This window comes from Actinomycetospora corticicola (assembly GCF_013409505.1).
In the GTDB taxonomy this organism is placed as follows: Bacteria; Actinomycetota; Actinomycetes; order Mycobacteriales; family Pseudonocardiaceae; genus Actinomycetospora; species Actinomycetospora corticicola.
Map to the genome: position 1 here is coordinate 3,003,765 of NZ_JACCBN010000001.1, position 16,983 is coordinate 3,020,747.

30 protein-coding genes are annotated in these 16,983 nt (G+C 73.6%); 29 read left to right on the forward strand and 1 reads right to left on the reverse strand.

Translation table 11 applies throughout. The features are described from left to right. Positions 1–9: 9 nt before the first annotated feature. Genes BJ983_RS14470 through BJ983_RS14505 form a run of 8 tightly spaced genes read left to right on the forward strand, consistent with a single transcriptional unit; the run spans position 10 to position 3,881 of the window. Positions 10–1,509 carry a hypothetical protein gene (locus BJ983_RS14470; RefSeq protein ID WP_179794419.1) on the forward strand — a complete coding sequence of 500 codons (1,500 nt, stop codon included), beginning with the start codon at positions 10–12 and terminating at the stop codon, positions 1,507–1,509. Positions 1,510–1,553: 44 nt separating this feature from the next. Then, complete coding sequence (locus tag BJ983_RS14475) at positions 1,554–1,751, forward strand: hypothetical protein (protein WP_179794420.1); 198 nt, start codon at positions 1,554–1,556, stop codon at positions 1,749–1,751. Continuing rightward, entirely contained in the window at positions 1,748–2,062 is a 315-nt protein-coding gene (locus tag BJ983_RS14480) for a hypothetical protein (protein ID WP_179794421.1), read from the forward strand. The genes BJ983_RS14475 and BJ983_RS14480 overlap by 4 nt, the downstream gene beginning before the upstream one ends. Beyond that, the gene (locus tag BJ983_RS14485; protein WP_179794422.1) at positions 2,059–2,283 is read left to right on the forward strand and encodes a hypothetical protein; all 225 of its coding nucleotides are present in this window, start codon (positions 2,059–2,061) and stop codon (positions 2,281–2,283) included. The genes BJ983_RS14480 and BJ983_RS14485 overlap by 4 nt, the downstream gene beginning before the upstream one ends. Further along, positions 2,280–2,909 carry a hypothetical protein gene (locus BJ983_RS14490; protein WP_179794423.1) on the forward strand — a complete coding sequence of 210 codons (630 nt, stop codon included), beginning with the start codon at positions 2,280–2,282 and terminating at the stop codon, positions 2,907–2,909. Before BJ983_RS14485 ends, BJ983_RS14490 begins: the two co-directional genes overlap by 4 nt. Further along, positions 2,906–3,229, forward strand: a complete 324-nt coding sequence (locus BJ983_RS14495) for a hypothetical protein (protein WP_179794424.1) — start codon at positions 2,906–2,908, stop codon at positions 3,227–3,229. Before BJ983_RS14490 ends, BJ983_RS14495 begins: the two co-directional genes overlap by 4 nt. After that, positions 3,226–3,714 (forward strand): phage holin family protein, encoded by a 489-nt coding sequence (locus BJ983_RS14500; RefSeq protein WP_179794425.1) that lies wholly within the window; start codon positions 3,226–3,228, stop codon positions 3,712–3,714. The genes BJ983_RS14495 and BJ983_RS14500 overlap by 4 nt, the downstream gene beginning before the upstream one ends. Beyond that, positions 3,711–3,881: a hypothetical protein gene (locus tag BJ983_RS14505; RefSeq protein WP_179794426.1), complete on the forward strand. Its 171-nt coding sequence runs from the start codon at positions 3,711–3,713 to the stop codon at positions 3,879–3,881. The genes BJ983_RS14500 and BJ983_RS14505 overlap by 4 nt, the downstream gene beginning before the upstream one ends. Before the next feature lie 7 nt (positions 3,882–3,888). On the opposite strand, the gene BJ983_RS14510 is transcribed toward BJ983_RS14505, so the two are convergent. Further along, the gene (locus BJ983_RS14510) at positions 3,889–4,062 is read right to left on the reverse strand and encodes a hypothetical protein (protein WP_179794427.1); all 174 of its coding nucleotides are present in this window, start codon (positions 4,060–4,062) and stop codon (positions 3,889–3,891) included. 30 nt (positions 4,063–4,092) lie between these two features. Here BJ983_RS14510 and BJ983_RS14515 point away from each other — a divergent pair, with 30 nt between their 5' ends. From BJ983_RS14515 to BJ983_RS14610, 21 genes are all read left to right on the forward strand, one after another. Next, a complete protein-coding gene (locus BJ983_RS14515) occupies positions 4,093–4,350 on the forward strand; it encodes a hypothetical protein (RefSeq protein ID WP_179794428.1) in 258 nt (85 codons plus the stop codon). 260 nt (positions 4,351–4,610) lie between these two features. Next, positions 4,611–4,790: a hypothetical protein gene (locus BJ983_RS14520; RefSeq protein WP_179794429.1), complete on the forward strand. Its 180-nt coding sequence runs from the start codon at positions 4,611–4,613 to the stop codon at positions 4,788–4,790. Then, the gene (locus tag BJ983_RS14525; protein ID WP_179794430.1) at positions 4,787–5,467 is read left to right on the forward strand and encodes a hypothetical protein; all 681 of its coding nucleotides are present in this window, start codon (positions 4,787–4,789) and stop codon (positions 5,465–5,467) included. The genes BJ983_RS14520 and BJ983_RS14525 overlap by 4 nt, the downstream gene beginning before the upstream one ends. Continuing rightward, positions 5,464–5,670, forward strand: coding sequence for a helix-turn-helix domain-containing protein (locus BJ983_RS14530; protein WP_179794431.1), 207 nt, complete (start codon positions 5,464–5,466; stop codon positions 5,668–5,670). Before BJ983_RS14525 ends, BJ983_RS14530 begins: the two co-directional genes overlap by 4 nt. A gap of 235 nt (positions 5,671–5,905) precedes the next feature. Further along, entirely contained in the window at positions 5,906–6,100 is a 195-nt protein-coding gene (locus BJ983_RS14535; RefSeq protein ID WP_179794432.1) for a hypothetical protein, read from the forward strand. Continuing rightward, positions 6,100–6,429: an HNH endonuclease gene (locus tag BJ983_RS30205; protein WP_218890282.1), complete on the forward strand. Its 330-nt coding sequence runs from the start codon at positions 6,100–6,102 to the stop codon at positions 6,427–6,429. The genes BJ983_RS14535 and BJ983_RS30205 overlap by 1 nt, the downstream gene beginning before the upstream one ends. A gap of 159 nt (positions 6,430–6,588) precedes the next feature. Next, entirely contained in the window at positions 6,589–7,062 is a 474-nt protein-coding gene (locus tag BJ983_RS14540) for a phage terminase small subunit (protein ID WP_179794433.1), read from the forward strand. Positions 7,063–7,065: 3 nt separating this feature from the next. Further along, the gene (locus BJ983_RS14545) at positions 7,066–8,688 is read left to right on the forward strand and encodes a terminase (protein WP_179794434.1); all 1,623 of its coding nucleotides are present in this window, start codon (positions 7,066–7,068) and stop codon (positions 8,686–8,688) included. A gap of 16 nt (positions 8,689–8,704) precedes the next feature. Beyond that, the gene (locus BJ983_RS14550; protein ID WP_179794435.1) at positions 8,705–10,228 is read left to right on the forward strand and encodes a phage portal protein; all 1,524 of its coding nucleotides are present in this window, start codon (positions 8,705–8,707) and stop codon (positions 10,226–10,228) included. Continuing rightward, positions 10,225–11,136 carry a hypothetical protein gene (locus BJ983_RS14555; RefSeq protein WP_179794436.1) on the forward strand — a complete coding sequence of 304 codons (912 nt, stop codon included), beginning with the start codon at positions 10,225–10,227 and terminating at the stop codon, positions 11,134–11,136. The genes BJ983_RS14550 and BJ983_RS14555 overlap by 4 nt, the downstream gene beginning before the upstream one ends. A gap of 87 nt (positions 11,137–11,223) precedes the next feature. After that, entirely contained in the window at positions 11,224–12,078 is an 855-nt protein-coding gene (locus BJ983_RS14560) for a hypothetical protein (protein ID WP_179794437.1), read from the forward strand. A gap of 20 nt (positions 12,079–12,098) precedes the next feature. After that, complete coding sequence (locus tag BJ983_RS14565; RefSeq protein WP_179794438.1) at positions 12,099–12,812, forward strand: hypothetical protein; 714 nt, start codon at positions 12,099–12,101, stop codon at positions 12,810–12,812. 17 nt (positions 12,813–12,829) lie between these two features. Next, entirely contained in the window at positions 12,830–13,858 is a 1,029-nt protein-coding gene (locus tag BJ983_RS14570) for a major capsid protein (protein ID WP_179794439.1), read from the forward strand. After that, the gene (locus BJ983_RS14575) at positions 13,858–14,064 is read left to right on the forward strand and encodes a hypothetical protein (RefSeq protein ID WP_179794440.1); all 207 of its coding nucleotides are present in this window, start codon (positions 13,858–13,860) and stop codon (positions 14,062–14,064) included. The genes BJ983_RS14570 and BJ983_RS14575 overlap by 1 nt, the downstream gene beginning before the upstream one ends. Before the next feature lie 8 nt (positions 14,065–14,072). Next, on the forward strand, positions 14,073–14,480 hold the full coding sequence (locus tag BJ983_RS14580; RefSeq protein WP_179794441.1) for a Gp19/Gp15/Gp42 family protein: 408 nt from the start codon (positions 14,073–14,075) through the stop codon (positions 14,478–14,480). Then, positions 14,465–14,818, forward strand: coding sequence for a hypothetical protein (locus BJ983_RS14585; protein ID WP_179794442.1), 354 nt, complete (start codon positions 14,465–14,467; stop codon positions 14,816–14,818). The genes BJ983_RS14580 and BJ983_RS14585 overlap by 16 nt, the downstream gene beginning before the upstream one ends. A gap of 16 nt (positions 14,819–14,834) precedes the next feature. Then, positions 14,835–15,125, forward strand: coding sequence for a hypothetical protein (locus tag BJ983_RS14590; protein ID WP_179794443.1), 291 nt, complete (start codon positions 14,835–14,837; stop codon positions 15,123–15,125). Positions 15,126–15,128: 3 nt separating this feature from the next. After that, positions 15,129–15,371: a hypothetical protein gene (locus BJ983_RS14595; protein ID WP_179794444.1), complete on the forward strand. Its 243-nt coding sequence runs from the start codon at positions 15,129–15,131 to the stop codon at positions 15,369–15,371. Then, positions 15,368–15,847 carry a hypothetical protein gene (locus tag BJ983_RS14600; protein ID WP_179794445.1) on the forward strand — a complete coding sequence of 160 codons (480 nt, stop codon included), beginning with the start codon at positions 15,368–15,370 and terminating at the stop codon, positions 15,845–15,847. The genes BJ983_RS14595 and BJ983_RS14600 overlap by 4 nt, the downstream gene beginning before the upstream one ends. Positions 15,848–15,929: 82 nt before the next feature. Then, positions 15,930–16,601, forward strand: coding sequence for a hypothetical protein (locus tag BJ983_RS14605; RefSeq protein ID WP_179794446.1), 672 nt, complete (start codon positions 15,930–15,932; stop codon positions 16,599–16,601). A 32-nt stretch (positions 16,602–16,633) separates the two neighbouring features. Next, positions 16,634–16,951: a hypothetical protein gene (locus BJ983_RS14610; RefSeq protein WP_179794447.1), complete on the forward strand. Its 318-nt coding sequence runs from the start codon at positions 16,634–16,636 to the stop codon at positions 16,949–16,951. Positions 16,952–16,983: the final 32 nt, after the last annotated feature.

Genomic DNA, 16,983 nt, shown 5'->3' on the forward strand with positions numbered 1-16,983 from the left:
CGTGAGGCCATGTCCGCCACCCGGCTCGCCGCGGAGTACGAGCGTCAGCGCGACGACGCGCGCGGCGCGAAGGACCAGGCGCTGTCGCAGCTCGCCGCCACTCGCGAGGCTCACGAGGTCGGGCAGCGGGCCGCGGCGAAGCTCGACGGCAGCATCGAGGCCACACGCGACGTACTGCGAGAAGGCGGCTTCCCGACCGACAGCAGCATGAGCCTCGCCGACGACGTCTCCCGCGCGCTGGGCAAGCTGCGCGAGAGCACCCTGATGCCAGGCGAGCAGTACTTCCCAAACGTGAAGGGCCGCTGCCCCTCCTGCGGCGGGTCATCGCTGTTCGTGGGGGTCGGCGGCCACATCACCTGCGGGCGCGTGGACTGCGGCAGTCCTGAGGCAGCCGACCAGTTACTCGCCGGGGACGACCCGTGGCGCCACGCGCTCGCCGAACTGCGCCTTGAAGTCCGCGCTGCCCGTGACGTCCTCGCGCCCGACGTGTCCACCGCGGGCACACCGCTCGACGAGGTCGCGCGCACCGCGCTCCGGGTGGCGCGGGCGACCTCGGTGGCCGCCGAGCTCCGCTGGTGGGTCGAGCCCGGCAACGCACCCGGGCAGGACATGGTGCCCCGCGCGCTGCTCGCGAAGCGGGCCGCCGGCCTGGACCCCGGCGGCGGCACCCCGGAGGGGCGCCAGCCGCCGACCCCGTCGATCTCGCACGACGACTTCGAGGTGCGCGGCACCGAGCCGCGCGTGCCCCACGCCGTGCCCGGTCGCTCGCGGGCCGCCGAGCGGTTCGCGATGGACATCATCGGCGAGGCGGTGGCCGACGCCGGTCAGCGGCAGTGCGACGAAGACGCGAAGGCCAGCTACTCCGTCGAGGTCCTCGCCGCACTCCGGGCCGCCGACAGGGCGGGAGAGGTCCACGCGCAGCCGCGCTACCGGATCGTGCATCCGACTGATCTGTCGTACACCGAAGCCCTCGTCGTTCTCGCCCGAGCGGTCCGCGCCTACGGCGAGCAGCCCGACGATGAGCCGGTGGCCGACGAGCAGGTCGAGCAGGTGGCCCGCGAGGCTGCACGGGTCGCCGTCGTGCACGGCGGAGTCGAAGCCGACCACCACGCCGACGACGTTGTCGACGCGCTGGCCCGTGCCGGGTTCGTGCCCGGGGTCTACCCGCCGGGCATGGCCATCGACGGCGACCTGCTCCGCACGCTCATTGCCGACGCTCTGCCCCGGCGGGCCACCGACGAGTTCGCCGGCGAGCTCGCCGACTCGGTCCTCGACGCCGCGGTCCGGGCCGGGTTCACGATCCTGCACGGCACGAACCTCGCGCCGCGGACGGCGCCGACGCCCACGCACGAGTGGGCCGGGTACGTGTCGTGGACCGCCTGGACGGCCGGAGCAGCTCGCGCGGTGGGACGCCGCACCGGAGAGCTCGACCTCGACTGGTGCTCCGACGAGTTCGGTCGGTGGGTCGAGCAGCAGGTCGCCCGTGACGCCGAGGCGGTGCAGTTCTGATGGCGCAGCGTCCAACTCTGGCGACGTCGCCGGCCATCGACGACGTGAGCGCCCCGCAGTGGCTGATCGTCGCGGCCGTTGTGCTGGTCGTCATCGGCCTGGTCGAGGCCCGCCGCTCGGGTCAGGCCGAGGACCGCGGGGACCTGGCCGCCGCCTATCGCAGCTACCTGCTGTCCCGAGGCCTCGCGGCCGTCGGCGTCCTCCTCGGCGCCGCAGGCCTGATCTGGGAGATGACCCGATGACCGAGACCGACCCCCAGCCCGGCGCGGGCACGCGGATCACGGACGCCGAGATCGCCGACTTCGTCGGGCGCGACGCTCGCCGTCAGCGCCGCCGCGCTCGACTTGGCGTGCTGCGCCTGCTCGCGGCCCGCTACCTGTACGTGCCCTGGCGCTGCGAGGTCTGCGGCTGCCTCGTGTCCGCGCGCCGCCTCGGCCGGCACGCGAAGTGGCACCACTGGCAGGCCATGACCGCTTGGGTGGCCGGCGGCGGCCGAGGCCCGAAGCCGAAGCGCGCGCCGCTCCCGCCTCGCTTCCTCGGGAGGTCCTCGTGACCGACCCGACTCCACCGACCGACGTCCGGGTTCGGCGCGCGGACGGCAGCACCGTCCCGCTCGACCTCACCTACGAGGGCATCGGCGACGACGGGTGCCACCGCTGGGTCGCGACCGCCCCGACGTGGATCGGCGACGACTCGGCGGTGCACCTCGAGTGCGCGCTGCTGCCGCCCGAGACGACAATCGTCCTCGAGCTCGACGGCGAGGTCAGGGCATGAGGGCCCGCGTGATCGGCATCGACCCCGGCCTGGCGAACCTCGGCGTCGCCGAGCTCGTCTGGGACGGCCACTCCTGTACGAGCCTCACGACCCGCCACGAGAAGACCCACCCACCGGCCACCCCGACCGACGACCAGACCGCGGCGCGGATGTCCCGGATGATCCGGGCCGCGGCCCCGGTCGGCGAGCCGTGGCTGTGCGAGGGGTGCGGCTACACCCACAACCCGCCGCCCTCGGACCTCGTCATGGTCATGCTCGAAGGCCCGTCCTACGGGTCGACCACCCCGTACCAGCACGACTCCGCAGGCCTCTGGTGGCGGCTCCGGTCGCTGCTCACGTCGCGCAGCATCCCCGTCGGGAAGTGCCCGCCCGCGACGCTCAAGCTGTGGGCCGCCGGCGACGGCCGCGCCTCGAAGGACCAGATGAAGCTCGCCCTCGACCGGCTGTGGCCCGGGGTGCTCGCCCGCACCGAGCACGAGGTCGACGCGGCGCTCCTCGCGCTCGCCGCGGCGCAGCGCCTCGGCTGGTTCACCGGCGGCGAGCCGCTCCGCCAGGCCCGCCAGCTCGGGAAGATGACCTGGCCGCGGCTGCCCGAGGTGCGCACCGTCCCGGCGGTGACGACGTGACCCGGCCCCACGACCCGACGTCGCCGCGCTGGGACCTCCGCCCCGAGCCGCTGCCGGTCGACCTCGATGCCCTGCCGTTCGGCCCGACACCGCCGCGACGGCGCTGGTGCCCCTGCGTGATCACCGAGGGCGGCTCGCCCGTCGGGTTCGAGACGGATCCCGAGTGTCCGGACCACGGCCATCCCGCCTACCAGCTCGACGAGCACGCCGACGACGACCCGGCGTGCGACGACCCCGACTGCACCTGCCACAACTGGCTCGCCGAGACCTTCGCCGAGCCGCCGTGGACCACCCTCGCCCCCAACCCGGAGTACCTGTGACCCAGCACCGTCGCCCCACCCTCGCCCGCCAGGGCGTCGCCGGCACCGCCGCCGCCCTCGTCCTCGGCTACCTCGCCGGCACCGTCCTGCTCATGCAGCTCGTCTACCGGCTCGCACCCGTCCTCGGGCCCGTCGGCGCCTACTCCGTGCTCGTCGCCGTCGTCCTCGTCGGCACCGCCGGGTACGTCCTCATCGGCCGCCGCTACGAACACCTTGACGCCGCCGAGCCGGACCCCGAGCGCTGCGACCGCGACCACGTCGCCCACGCCGAGGAGCAGGTCGACGCGCAGATCGCGATGCTCGTCCGCTCCGGAGTCGACCAGGACAAGGCCCAGGAGCTCGTCCGCGACAGCCTCGTCTGGGCCCTCACCCCGCGCGGCGGGCCGTCCATCGCCGACATCCTTGGCGGCCGGAGCGGGCAGCGTGACGGCGAGCAGCGCGAGCGGACCGGCAGCCTGCCCGTCGCAGGACGGCCCTACCTGTGATCGCCGAGGTGCGCGACGCCCTGGAGCAGGTCGCCCGCGACGACGACCTCGACCACGCACCCGCCGTCATCCACGCCATCGCCCGCGGCGCCCGCGCCGCCGGCCGCGAGGTACTCACCCTCGACGACCTGACCACCATCGCCGACGAACTCGGGTGGCCGCCGTGAAGTTCCATCACCAGCTCGACGGGCGTCCCGTCGCTCGCATCAGCTTCCCGAGCGCCTGCGCGAGGTCCGGCCACTCCTCACGCAGCCGCGCGACCTGGTCCTGGCCGCCGTTGCGGCACGCCCGCGCCACCTTCTCGGCGGCTTCGAGCTGGGCGGATTCACTCGTGCTGGCGTCGGTCACGTCCAGCACGCTAGCGACGAGGTGCGGGTGATGAGCGAGGTGTTCCAGACCCAGGCCGCCGCTCGAACCCGACGTCGGGCCGCGCACTGGCACTGGCCCGGCGACCGCGTCCCGTACCGGCCCTACCCCGGCTCCGCCTGCGGCGACCACCGCCTCGCCCGCGAGCACGGCCGCGACCCGGCAGGCGTGCCCGCCGAGGCACGGTGCCGGGCACGCGGCTGCCGCGAACGGTGGGCCGCCGTCGAGCAGGGCCCGGACCTGATGACCGTGACGACGGAGGGACCGTGATGGACGTACCCGAGCTGTGGGTGGTCAGAGAGCGCGCGGCCTTCCCGTCTGTGGGGGCGCCGGAAGCCCGACGGCCTGTTCTTCGCGTTCGCTCCCACCGGCACCGAGCAGCCCGTCCACCTGCTGGACGAGCTGCCTGACGACGCCGTGCTGCTCGTGCCTGCCGAGCCCGTCGACGAGAAGGGCCGCGGCGAGACGTACTGGCGCGGCCACGCCGACGGGCGGATGGCCGAGCGGGCCGACCGAGGAGGAAACCTCTGATGCAGTTCACCTGGCACGTCACCACCGTCGCCGGCCTGCGCGAGTTCCTCGCGCGCTGCGAGCAGCTCGGCGTGTCCGACGACGCCCCGCTGCACGCCCGCACCGGGTTCGACGTCAGCCAGGCCGGGCCGCCGCTCAAGCAGCTGACCGTCCGGCACGACGACGGGCAGCGCCGATGACCGGCAGCACCTGCCTGCTCGACCAGCGACCCACCGGCGACGGCGGACATCTCTGCCGCGGCTGTACCGACCGGCTCCGCCGCGACCTCGACGCTGTCCCCGACATCGTCTCCGAACTCCTCGTCACCGTCTCCCGCCAAGACCACGTCCAGCCCGTCCGCGCCGGCCGCAGCACCGCCACCCCCCTCGTCTACAACCCCGACGCCAGCGACGAACTCACCGACCTCGCCTACCTCCTCGGGTCCTGGTCCCGATGCATGGCCGATGACCTCGGCATGAAGCTCGAGGTCCCCGACACCCCCGACACCCCCGCCGCCCACGCCGCGTGGCTCGCGCTCCGACTCCGCGTCATCCGCCACCACCCCGCCGTCGACGACCTCGCCGGCGAGATCGGGCACGCCGTCGCCCGCGGTCGCCGCGCCGTCGACGTCCACGACGTCGCCAGCCGCTTCCTCGTCGGCCCCTGCCCGCAGCTCACCGACGGCTGGTTCTGCGACGGCGACGTCCAGGCCACCATCACCACCACCCGCGACGAACCACCCACCATGGCCTGCCTGCGCTGCCACCACACCTGGCGCGCCGAGCAGTGGCTCCGCGCTGGCAAGCTCATCGCCAACCGCCGCGACGAGATCGGCTGGCGCCCACCCGCTCGCACCCGAGCCGGAGCCGACACGTGAGCGACTGGTGGCCCGTCGCCGACGCCGCCCAGTTCGTCGAGGTGTCCCGGCGAACCATCTCCCGGTGGGTCCACGACGGCCGCATCACCCACCGCGACCGCAACGGCGTCACCCTCGTCGACCTCGACGAGCTCGCCCAGCTCGTCGACCACCGCGGCGACGGCGGCCGTCTCCCGAGGACACCGCGAGCGAGCCGGACTTGACAACTCACCGTAGTGACCGGATCCTGCCGTCATCCGTGGTCGTGTGTCTCCGACCGGAACCCGTCGCTCATCGAGCAGGCGCAGAACTGTCCGAAGATAGTTCGAATTAGTTCGAGATAGTTCTGCGGGGTGAACTGATGCCCAGACGCGGCAAAGGCGTACCGAAGCCCGGCGGCAAGAAAGACAAGCGATTCAAGGGCCGAGGGCAGAAACCCGGCCCGAAGAAGAAGACCTGATGGTCAGCGCCCGAGGCGGGAAGTACGGGTACGTCGTACGTAGCCGCCAGAACGTGTACCGGGCCTTGCGCCGGCAGGGCAAGTCCAAGCGCATCGCAGCCATGATCGCCAACCGGGGCGACACCTTCGCCGAGCGCAGCGCCATGGCACGCAAGGCGGCACGCACCCGCAAGCGCCGCGGCCGCAAGCGCTGATGCCCCGCGCACCCAAGCGGTGCGCACGCTGCACCGTCCAGGTCGTCGGCGTCACCTACTGCCCGAGCTGCACCCAGGCACGGCAGTGGGAAGGCGCCGGGCACGGCGCACCCCGCGTCGTCACCGCCCTGCACGCCCGCGTCGTCGCCGAGGAGCCTGTGTGCGCGTGCGGGGCACCGAGCACCGAGGCCGGCCACATCGTCGCCCGCGCTCTCGGCGGCCGCGACGTCCGCGAGAACCTCCGCGGGCAGTGCACACGCTGCAACCGCGAACAGATCATCACCGACAGAATCGCGGCGCAATTCTCGGCGCCGCTCACATTCGAATGATCAATTGGGGGTGGGGACCCCCTCCCCCGGCCAACAGGAATACCGGCCGGCTCTGCGAATTTTTGTCCCTACGGTTCAGCACGTCGCGCCCGGGCGGGCCCCGCGCCGACGTGATCTCCAACTCTCGGCGCCGGGCGCGCCGGGGAGGAGCGCTCCACCATGCCGGCGCACAAGAAGGACGAGACGACCAGGCGACGCGCGAACGTCGCCGCGACGCGCACCCAGCTCGGGCACGCTGAGGCCGCGGGCCGGCCGAGGCTGCCGCAGTTCGCGCCGGGCAAGACGCGCTGGCATCCGCAGGCGCTGCGGTGGTGGGCCGAGCTGTGGGACTCGCCGATGGCGTCGCAGTACCTGCGCATGGACGTGCGCGGGCTGCTGCGCCTCGCGGTCCTCGAGCACGACTACTGGTCGGCAGTGGACTCGCGGACCAGGCTGGCGGTCGAGGCGCAGATCGAACGGGCGCAGCGCGACTACGGCCTCACGCCGTACGACCGCCGCCGTCTGGAATGGTCGGTGACGACGGCGTCGCCGGTACGCCCGATCTCGACGGCGCCGTCCCGTGCGGCCGCCGAGGCGGCGCCGGAGCCCCCGCCGCGGGCCGACCCGCGGACCGCTCTGCACGCCCTGTCCTGACCTGTGGCTGTCCTGCTGGTCCCGCCGGCGGACCCGGAGCCGTGGCCGACGCTGGGCCCGCAGGTGTGCGACCTGATCGAGGCGCGCTGCGTGTTCGGGCCGGGGTCGCTGAAGGGGCAGCCGGCGGTGCTCGCCGACGAGGTCCGGGCGCTGATCTACCGGGCCTACGAGCTGCACCCGCGCTCGTCGCCGCGAGCGGGTCGTCGCCGGTTCTCCCGGTTCGGCTACTCGGCGCGGAAGGGCTCGGCGAAGACCGAGGTGCTGGCGTGGCTGGCGTTCGCCGAGTTGCACGCCGAGGGCCCGGTTCGGTTCGCCGGGTGGGACGCCGCGGGGCAGCCGGTGGGCCGCCCTGTCACCGACCCGTACATCCCGCTGCTGGCCTACGCCCGCGAGCAGGTCGAGGAGCTCGCGTTCGGGGCGTTGTTCCTGATGGTCACCGAGGGCCCAGACGCCGACCTGTTCGACGCCGGCCTGGAGCGCATCCAGCGCCTCGACGCCCGCGGTCGGGCGGACGGGAAGGCGGTCCCGCTGTCCGGGTCGCCGAACGCCCGTGACGGCGCGCGCACCACGTTCCAGGGGTTCGACGAGCCGCACCGCCTGACGCTGCCGTCGCACCGCGACGCGCACGAGACGATGCTCGCGAACATCCCGAAGCGGCCCCTCGAGCAGCCGTGGTCGGCGTACGTGACGACGGCGGGCCAGCCTGGGCAGCACTCGATCGCCGAGGACCTGCACGGCGAGGCGCAGGCCATCGCGGGCGGCGACGTCGCCCGGCCGCGGCTGTTCTACTTCCACCGCGAGGCCGGCCTCGACAACGACCTGTCGACTCACGAGGGTCGGGTCGCCGCCGTGGCGGAGGCCTCGGCGCCGCACGTGGCCGCGTTCTCCGACCTCGACGAGATCGCCGAGCAGTGGGAGCGCCCGGGCGCGGACCTGCAGTACCTCGAGCGGGTGTGGCTGAACCGGTGGACCCAAGCCGCGGCGCAGGCGTTCAGCCCCGGCCGGTTCGCCGACCTGATCCGCCCCGGCTACCGCATCCCGCCGGGGTCGCTGGTGACCGCCGGGTTCGACGGGGCACGGTTCCGCGACGCCGCGGGCCTGGTCCTCACCGAGGTTTCCACCGGGCATCAGCAGCTGTGGTGGCGCGCTGAGGAACGCGGCCAGCTCGAGGGCTACGAGGTGGACCCGGGCGAGGCCACCGAGGCACTGGCCGCGGCGATGGAGCGCTTCACGGTGTGGCGGCTCTACGGGGACCCGCCGCACTTCGTGGAGACGATGGGCGAGTGGGCGGGCCGCTGGCCCGACCAGGTCGAGGAGTGGTGGACCAACCGTCGCCGGCCGATGGCCGAGGCGGTGCGGGCCTACCGCGAGGCGATCGAGGCGGCGCAGCTGTCCCACGACGGCGACGCCGACTTCGCCCGGCACGTCGGCAACGCCGGGAAGCGGCTGACGAACCTGCGCGACGAGGACACCGGCGAGTGGCTGTGGATCCTCGGGAAGCTGCACCCGGACCGGAAGTTCGACTTCGCGATGGCCGCGGTCCTGTCGTGGCGGGCCCGGCTCGATGCGCTGCGTCAGGGCGCGACGGTGCCCGACGAGACGTTCGTGCCGGTCCGCATCCGCTGACGAGGAGGTGACGCGCGTGCCGCTGGGCGAGGTCGACACCCCGGAGTCTGCTGCCTGGTGGATGCGCGAGCTCTCCGAGGAGCTCCTCGAGCGACGGCACCGCATCGAGCCGCTGTGGCAGCGGTACTGCGGGAACCCGCCGCTGCCCGAGCTCGGGAACCCGGGGGCGACGAAGAACCGCCGCGACGTGTGGCGGGCGTTCCAGCGCAAGGCCCGGACGAACTACGCCGAGCTGATCGTCGCCGCCCCCCTCGAGCGGCTCACCCCGCTCGGGTTCCGCACCTCGGCGGCCGGCACCGGCGAGACCGCGGACATCGACGCCCGGGCGCTGCGGTGGTGGCAGGCCAACGAGATGCCGATCCGCTCCGGCGACATCATCGAGTGGATGCTCGTCATGGGCACCGCCTACGGCATCGTCGGCCCACCCGACCCGGACGACGACCAGCATCCCGACGTGCCGGTGATGACCGCCGAGGACCCCCGATTCGTGATCACCCGCCATGACTCGGTGCGCTCCTCGCGGGTGCGGGCGGCGCTGAAGCTGTTCTACGACGACGAGGTCCGCCGCGACGTCGCGTTCCTGTACCTGCCCGGGCGGGTGCTGCGCATCGAGCGCGACGGCCGCGAGGGCACCAGCGAGCTCGGGCGCCGCCGGTTCCGGTTCGACGCCCGCTCGTGGGACGTCGTCGACGAGCAGGCCCTGCCCGACGGCATGTCGCGCACAGTGCCGGTGGTGCGATTCGAGAACCGCCGCGGACTCGGCGAGTTCGAGGCCCACCTCGACCACCTCGACCGCATCAACCACATGCTGCTGCAGCGGATCGTGATCGCGACCCTGCAGGCGTTCCGGCAGCGCGCGGTGAAGGGCGTCCCGAAGAACGACCCGAAGACCGGGGAACCGATCGACTACTCGGACGTGTTCACCAACGACCCGGCGGCGCTGTGGCTGCTGCCGGCCACGGCGGACATGTGGGAGTCCGGGCAGGTCGACCTCACCCCGATCCTCACCTCGGTCCGCGACGACGTCCGCGACCTCGCCGCGGTGACCCGCCGCCCGGTGCAGCACTTCATCCCCGACCAGGCCAACCAGTCCGCGGAGGGCGCCTCGGCGTCGCGGGAGTCCCTGGTCTACCTCGCCGAGGACCGGCAGGTCCGCGCCGGCGCCGGGTTCGCCGCGATGCAGGCCCTCGGGTTCCGCTACGTCGCCGACGCGCAGCGCTCCGACCCGCTGACCATCGAGACGCTGTGGCGCCCCCTGGAGCGGTTCTCGCTGACCGAGCGCGCCAGCGCCGCGGTGCAGGCGCAGACCGCCGGGGTGCCGTGGGAGGCCCGCATGCGGGACTTCCTGCAGTACGAGCCCGAGCAGATCGAGGTTCTCCGTGCAGAGCGCGCAGAGGACCTGTTCTACGCGGCGCCCGCCGCCACCGACCCGCAGCGCGGCGTCCCGACCGCCGCCGCCACGGCCCCCGCGGTCGAGCAGCCGCGGACCGCGAACACCGACCCGGCGACCCCACCCGCAGCCGCACAGGCCGCGCGGTGACTGCCCCCGCCCCGCAGCTCCTCGCCGCCGGCGCCGCAACCGCAACCGCGGCTGATGTCGCCGCCAGCCTGGCGGCGCGCCCGACGCTGACGCTGCTGCAGGGAGGGCTCGCCGCCTCCGCCCTCGTCGACCGGCAGGCCAGCGCCCGCGACCGCATCGCCGCCGGCACGCTGACGCTGATCTCCCGGCAGTGGGACACCGTGCTCGACCCCCGCGACCCCGAGGTCATCGACACCGTCTCGCGCGGCGTGCTCACCCTGATCCAGGGCGGCCAATCCGCCACGGCCAACGTCACCGCCGCCTACCTGCGCAGCGTCCTCACGCAGATCACCAGCCGCCACGTCGCCTACGCAGCGGCCGGCGCCGCGGCCGGTGTCGTCCTTCAGGCCACGCTCCGCGGCATCCAGAACCCCGAGCAGGCGTACTGGCGCCCGTTCGAGCAGTGGCGCTACCTGCGCTCCACCGGCGTCCCCGACGACGTCGCGAAGGAGCGGGCCCGTCGTCGGCTGCTCATCATGGCCGACACCGACCTGACGATGGCCATGCGCGAAGGCGCCCGGCAGACCCTCGAGGACGTCGAGGAGGTCACCGGCTACCGGCGAGTGATCCACCCCGAGGAGTCCCGCGGCGGGACCTGCGGGCTCTGCCTCGCCGCCTCGGACCGCGTCTACCACCGCGGTGACCTGCTCCCGATCCACGCCCGCTGCTGCTGCGAGGTCATGCCCCGCACCCGCAGCCACGACCCCGGCCACGAGCTCAACCAGGACGACCTCGCCCGGCTCTACACCGCCGCGGGCGACTCCACCGCCGGACCCGACCTGAAGAAAGTCCAGGTCCGCGACCACGGCGAGCTCGGGCCCGTGCTCACCCCCGCGGGCCAGTCGATCGCGCCGCCGCAGGCGGCCTGACCCCTCCAGCTGCTCGCCGGCCCCTCGGCGAGAGCACGACCCGCGGCCGGGCGCCGCGGTCCCTCGACGAGTCCGGGAGGCTCGCGCATGCAGCACCTGACCACCACCCGTCGCCGCGACCCGCGATCGGTCGAGATCGCCCGCCTGGCGCGCGCGGTCAACGCCACCATGACCGCCCCGGGCGCTTCGACCGGCACCGGCCAGACCGGGACCGACTCGTCGTCGGGTTCCGGCTCCTCGAGCACCGGCACCGGGCAGCAGCAGAGCGCCGGCCAGCAGCAGCCGTCGGTCGGCTCGACGAGCAGCACCGGTCAGCAGCACGCCGGCCAGGGCCAGCAGCAGGGCACCGGCGACGGCGGCCAGCACGGCGCCGCGCAGGGGCAGCAGACGTGGCGGATGGAGGACCTGCCCGAGGGCGCCCGGTCCTACATCCAGGGTCTGCGCGACGAGGCCGCGTCGCACCGCACCCGCGGGAACACCGCGGAGACCCAGTGGCAGGCCGCGCAGCAGGCGGTCGCCGAGGCGTTCGGGCTGCGCGAGCGCCCCACGCCCGAGCAGCTCGGCGAGCAGCTGCGCGCCGCGCAGGCCCAGACCCGCCAGGCGCAGGTCGAGAACGCCGTCATGCGCGCCGCGCCGAGCCACGGGGCCGACCCGGCCGCACTGCTCGACTCCCGGGCGTTCCTCGAGCGCACCGCCGCGCTCGACCCCACCGCGCAGGGCTTCGCCGACCAGGTGTCGGCCGCCGTACGCGACGAGGTCACCCGCAACCCGCGGCTGCGCGCGCAGGCCGCCGACACCGGGCAGCAGGCCCGCGGCGGCCGCGGGATGGGGCAGGGCGCCACCGGCAGCGGCGGCACCCGCAACGGCGGCATGCGCGCCGGGCGCGACCTCTACGCCGAGCGGCACGGCCGCCGCGAGCAGCACTCCAGCACCAGCACCTGATCCCCGAGGAGGGGCGCACCATGGACTACTCGCTCAAGACCGAGAGGTACGGCGTGGACGACCAGTCCTGGCTGGCCTCGCGGCACGGCGTGGGCAACGGGCAGTCGATCACGCTCGACGTCTCCGCGTTCACCAAGAGCGTGCACTACCCCGATGGGTACGTGCGCTCCGGGACGCCGCTCGGCCGCATCACCGCGACCGGCAAGTACGGCCCGTACGCCATCCCCACCAGCGAGGTCCAGACGGTGACCATCACCGGCTCGCCGACCGGTGGCACCTTCACGCTGACCTTCTCCGGGCAGACCACGGCCGCGATCGCCTACAACGCGACGGCCGCCGTTGTGCAGGCCGCGCTCGAGGCGCTGTCCAACGTCGACCCGGGCGACGTCGCCGTCGCGGGCGGCCCCGGCCCCGGCGCGCCGTGGACGGTCACGTTCGCCGGTCAGTACCGCGGCGAGAACGTCACGCAGATGACGGCGAGCTCGTCGCTGACCGGCGGCTCCTCTCCCGCGATCGCCGTTACCACCGGCACCGGCGGCGGCAGCGCCACCGGCTCCGACGGCACCGAGGCCTTCGCGGGCCTGCTGCAGTACCCGGTCAGCGTCCCCGATGACCTGACCCACGATGTCGCCGCGGTGCTGTTCTGGCACGGCCGCGTCGTCGAGTCCAAGCTCCCCGTCCCCGTCGACGACGCCGCCATCGCGTCCGTCGCCGGCCGGATCGTCTTCAGCTGAGAGGGGTGAGGTAACCCATGGAGATCTACGACGAGTACGTCACCCCGACCGAGCTCTCGGGCTACGCGAGGGCGAGGGCCGACGACCTGGCCGAGAACCAGTTCACGCTCTCGCGGTGGCTGCCCAACCAGACCATCCCCGACCTGACCTACCGGTTCAACCGGGGCCCGGTCGGGCTGCTCGACGTCGCGGACTACCGCGCCTACGGCGGCGAGCCGACGTTCGGTCGCCGCGAGGGCATCACCCGCGTCGAGGGCAGCCTGCCCCCGCTCGGGCACCAGATGCTGCTCGGCGAGTACGACCAGCTGCTCGTGCGCAACGCCGAGCCCGAGGTCCGTGACCTGCTGCTGCGGGACTCCGCCGCCGTCGCCGAGCGGATCGGCCGCCGCGTCGAGGTCGCCCGTGGCAACGCCCTGGTCAACGGCTCGGTCACCATCGCCGAGAACGGCCAGTACGCCACGGTCGACTTCAACCGCAGCCCGAACCACACGGTCGTCGCCGCCGTCGCCTGGTCGGATGCCTCCAACGGCGTGCCGCTGGACAACATGGAGGCCTGGACCGAGACCTACCTCGACACGAACGGCGTCCGCCCCGCGGTCGCGCTGATGTCGACCAAGACCGCCCGGCTCGCGCGACGCAGCAACCAGGTGCAGCGCGCCATCTACGGCGAGGACTTCGCCGACCGCCGGGTCAGCCTCGGCGACCTCAACGAGCTGCTCGCCGACGACGAGATGCCGCAGGTCGTCACCTACGACGCGACCGCCGCCGGCCGCCGGATCATTCCCGAGGGCAAGGTCATCCTGCTCCCGGCGCCCGGCGACCCGAACAGCGACATCGCCGGCTCCCTCGGCGCGTCGCTGTGGGGCACCACGCTGGAGTCCCAGATCGCCGACTACGGCATCGAGACCGGTGAGGAGCCCGGCATCGTCGTCGCCGCGTTCATCCAGAAGGAGACCCCGGTGCACGTGAACACCGTTGGATCGGCGATCGCCCTGCCGATCATGGCGAACCCGGACCTGTCGTTCGTCGCGACGGTGAGCTCCTGATGGCCCGCCGCCTCGCGGGCTACGTGCACCTGACTGACCCGGACACCGGTCAGCCGGTCGTCCTTGCCCCGGGCGACGACGTCCCCGGCTGGGCCGACGAGCTGATCACCAACCCGGCGGCGTGGGCCGACGACGACGAGCAGCCGGCGGCCCCGTCGCGCAGCCCGCAGCCGAAGGCCGCAGGCCGCTCCGAGAAGAAGAGCTGACGCGGGCCATGCCCTCGATCACCGCAGTGGACGACATCCGCGACCGGTACGAGGGCGTGATCCCGACGGCGCAGGAGACCCGGATCGGCACTCACATCGCCGACGCCGAGCGTCTCCTGCGCCGCCGGGTCCCGCGGCTCGACGAGCGCCTCGCCGCCGGCGAGGTCGACGTCGAGGACGTGAAGCGGATCGTGGCGCAGGCCGTGATCCGCTACATCCGCAACCCGGCCGGCTACACGCAGCGCTCCACCACCGAGGGCCCGTTCTCCTCCGGGGCCTCCTACTCGGCCGCAGCGCTCGCCGCGGCGGGCGAGCTGCGGTTCTCCGAGGACGAACTCGACGACCTGCGCTCCCCCGCCGACCGGCTTGCCGTCGGGGTCGCGCATCAGAGCCTGCCCGGGTGGCGGGTGCCCTGATGCTCGACCTGTCCGCCGGCATCGTCGAGGACCTCACCGTGGTCCGGGAGGTCCTCGACACCGACGGCGACCCGACTGGGCAGGCCGTCCACGTCCTCGAGGGCTGCGCGGTCGCGGACCGGTTGCCTTCCAGCGATGAGGTCAACGGCCGCGAGCGCACCACCCGCGTAGCCGACGTCCGTTGCCCGGACCGCGACGCCGACGTCCGAGCCTCCGACCGGTTCCGCCGGGTCGGGGACCCGGCAGGCCGCGCCGTGTGGGTCGTCGAGGGGCAGCCCGCGCGCTCCCCGTTCCCCGGCGGCGGTTGCGTGTTCGTCATCGCCCTCACCACCGGCTGACCGGAAGGAGCCCGACGTGGACGTCAAGCTGAACCGTCGCTTCCTCTCCGAGGTGCACAACCACCCCGACACAGAGCGCGTGCTCGTGCAGGCGGCGTTGCCGATCGCGGCGAAGGTCGCGGCGGCTACCCCGACCGACTCCGGGTTCACCGCCTCGAGCACGCACGTCGAGGGCGGGCACCGCTCCGCCGACGGCCGCTCGGTCGCCGCGTGGGTCGTGCAGTCCGGCGCCGGCGTGCAGCAGCAGTTCGGCAACAGCGTCGAGCGCACCCCGGCCCGCCAGTTCGACCGCGGCCTCGGGCTGTAGACCATGGACTTCGACGACCTCGGCGACCAGCTGCAGGGCGACCTCAACGCCCGCCTGCACGCCGCCGACGGGTCCATGCTGGTCAAGTTCGTGGCCCTGGCCGAGGTCATCAGCACCGACGGCGACCGAAGCCTGATCGCCATCTCCACCCGGGACATGCAGTCCTGGGAGTCGCTCGGGATGCTCGAGTTCGCCCGACAGCTCGAGCAGGCCTCGCTCACCCACGACGACGGCGAGGTCGAGTGAGCGCCAACGTCTTCCTCGACGCCGACGGCTGGCCGCTGGTCGATCGGCTCCTCGCCGACCTCTACCGCCACCACGTCACCGTCGCCGACACCGCGACCGTCTACTCCGGCACCCGGTTCCTCGCGGACACCGCCGCCCCCGCCATCCGCTGCTCCCGCCTGCCCGGTGGGGGTCGCGAGCAGCACCAGGACCGGCACCGCATCGAGGTCCTCACCTGGGGCCGCACCCGCGCCGAGTCCGACGCGATCCTCGCCCAGGTCCGCGGGCTGAACGCCGAGTACTCCGACGAGGGCTGGGCCGACGTCGAGCTCGACCGCATCCGCGAGGACACGGGCCCCGGCCGGGTCCCCGACCCGAACCCGTCGGTGGTGCCCGTGCCGCTGACCCTCGTGGTCACCGTCCGCCAGCAGGGCCCCGGCATCGGCTGGGCCGGCATGGACGAGGACCCGACCACCGGAGCCCCGATCACCCCGTAGTCCCACCTGCTCGCCCGGCGGCCGCCCCCACGCCGACGCGGGTCGTCACCGCAGTCCCCGACCAGCCCGGAGGGCACCACTCATGGCCGCGAACAACATCGAGGCGCTCGCCGTCAACAAGCTGACGCGCGCGGCGATCCGCAAGGGCAAGAAGATCGCCGGCTTCTACGCGCCGCCCGCGACCGTCATGCCCACGTCGATCACGACCGGCAACCCGCCGCAGCTCGCCGAGCTGACCGGCTTCCGCCCGATGGGCCTGGTCACGAAGGACGACGGCTTCACCAAGAGCCGCGACCGCGACATCTCCGACATCTTCTCGGCCGGGTTCCAGGACCCGTCCCGGTCGGACACCACCCAGGACATCCACTCGGTGCAGGTCGTCGCCCAGGAGACGAACCGGCTCAACATCGAGGCCAGCCTGAACGTCGACCTCTCCACGTTCACCCCGGACCCGGTCACCGGAGAGGTCAGCTTCCCGCAGCCCACCGAGGGGATCATCCCGCAGGGCCGCTGGGTGTTCCTCGCCCAGGACGGCATCGGCACCGGCCGCTACTGGTGGGGCTGGGGGTTCTCGGCGGGAGTCGTGAAGGAGACCGACGACCAGACCGTCGGCACCGACGACGACGGCTTCTACTGGCCGTACACGGTGTCCTCTCAGGTCGACCCGGCGCTGGGCTGGTCGGTCTACCACTACTTCGGCGGGCCGGGGTGGCGCGCGGCGCTCGCCTCGATGGGCTTCCCGGCCGTCAGCTGACCTTCCACCCGCGAGCACCCGGAGGACATCCCGTGAGCATCCCCATGACCGACCCCGACGGCCGCGTCCACCACGCCGCCACCGAGGCCGAGGCCGTCGAGCTCCAGCTCGTCGGCTACCAGCGCGGCACCACCGCGCAGCGCGCCTACGTCCCGGCCGAGCACGACGAGGTCGCCGAGCGCGCCTACGTCCCGCCGGCCGAGCAGTCCACGCAGCCCGCCGAGCAGGCGCCCGTCGAGCAGCCGACCCCCGACGTCTCCCCGACCGGTGGCGACGTCCACCCGGCCGACGCCATCGGTGGCGAGCAGCCCGCCGAGGTCGCCGAGCCCCGCCGGACCCGCCGGTCCTGACCTCGGGGCCGGCCGTCCGCGGGGGCGCGGAC

What these genes read in the sequence shown, in the direction of transcription:
- BJ983_RS14470 (WP_179794419.1), top strand. Translation starts at nt 10, where the DNA reads ATGTCCGCCACCCGGCTCGCCGCGGAGTACGAGCGTCAGCGCGACGAC.
- BJ983_RS14535 (WP_179794432.1), top strand. Translation starts at nt 5,906, where the DNA reads ATGGTCAGCGCCCGAGGCGGGAAGTACGGGTACGTCGTACGTAGCCGC.
- BJ983_RS14565 (WP_179794438.1), top strand. Translation starts at nt 12,099, where the DNA reads ATGGACTACTCGCTCAAGACCGAGAGGTACGGCGTGGACGACCAGTCC.
- BJ983_RS14570 (WP_179794439.1), top strand. Translation starts at nt 12,830, where the DNA reads ATGGAGATCTACGACGAGTACGTCACCCCGACCGAGCTCTCGGGCTAC.
- BJ983_RS30205 (WP_218890282.1), top strand. Translation starts at nt 6,100, where the DNA reads ATGCCCCGCGCACCCAAGCGGTGCGCACGCTGCACCGTCCAGGTCGTC.
- BJ983_RS14520 (WP_179794429.1), top strand. Translation starts at nt 4,611, where the DNA reads ATGCAGTTCACCTGGCACGTCACCACCGTCGCCGGCCTGCGCGAGTTC.
- BJ983_RS14540 (WP_179794433.1), top strand. Translation starts at nt 6,589, where the DNA reads ATGCCGGCGCACAAGAAGGACGAGACGACCAGGCGACGCGCGAACGTC.
- BJ983_RS14575 (WP_179794440.1), top strand. Translation starts at nt 13,858, where the DNA reads ATGGCCCGCCGCCTCGCGGGCTACGTGCACCTGACTGACCCGGACACC.
- BJ983_RS14560 (WP_179794437.1), top strand. Translation starts at nt 11,224, where the DNA reads ATGCAGCACCTGACCACCACCCGTCGCCGCGACCCGCGATCGGTCGAG.
- BJ983_RS14515 (WP_179794428.1), top strand. Translation starts at nt 4,093, where the DNA reads ATGAGCGAGGTGTTCCAGACCCAGGCCGCCGCTCGAACCCGACGTCGG.
- BJ983_RS14490 (WP_179794423.1), top strand. Translation starts at nt 2,280, where the DNA reads ATGAGGGCCCGCGTGATCGGCATCGACCCCGGCCTGGCGAACCTCGGC.
- BJ983_RS14605 (WP_179794446.1), top strand. Translation starts at nt 15,930, where the DNA reads ATGGCCGCGAACAACATCGAGGCGCTCGCCGTCAACAAGCTGACGCGC.
- BJ983_RS14480 (WP_179794421.1), top strand. Translation starts at nt 1,748, where the DNA reads ATGACCGAGACCGACCCCCAGCCCGGCGCGGGCACGCGGATCACGGAC.
- BJ983_RS14525 (WP_179794430.1), top strand. Translation starts at nt 4,787, where the DNA reads ATGACCGGCAGCACCTGCCTGCTCGACCAGCGACCCACCGGCGACGGC.
- BJ983_RS14595 (WP_179794444.1), top strand. Translation starts at nt 15,129, where the DNA reads ATGGACTTCGACGACCTCGGCGACCAGCTGCAGGGCGACCTCAACGCC.
- BJ983_RS14580 (WP_179794441.1), top strand. Translation starts at nt 14,073, where the DNA reads ATGCCCTCGATCACCGCAGTGGACGACATCCGCGACCGGTACGAGGGC.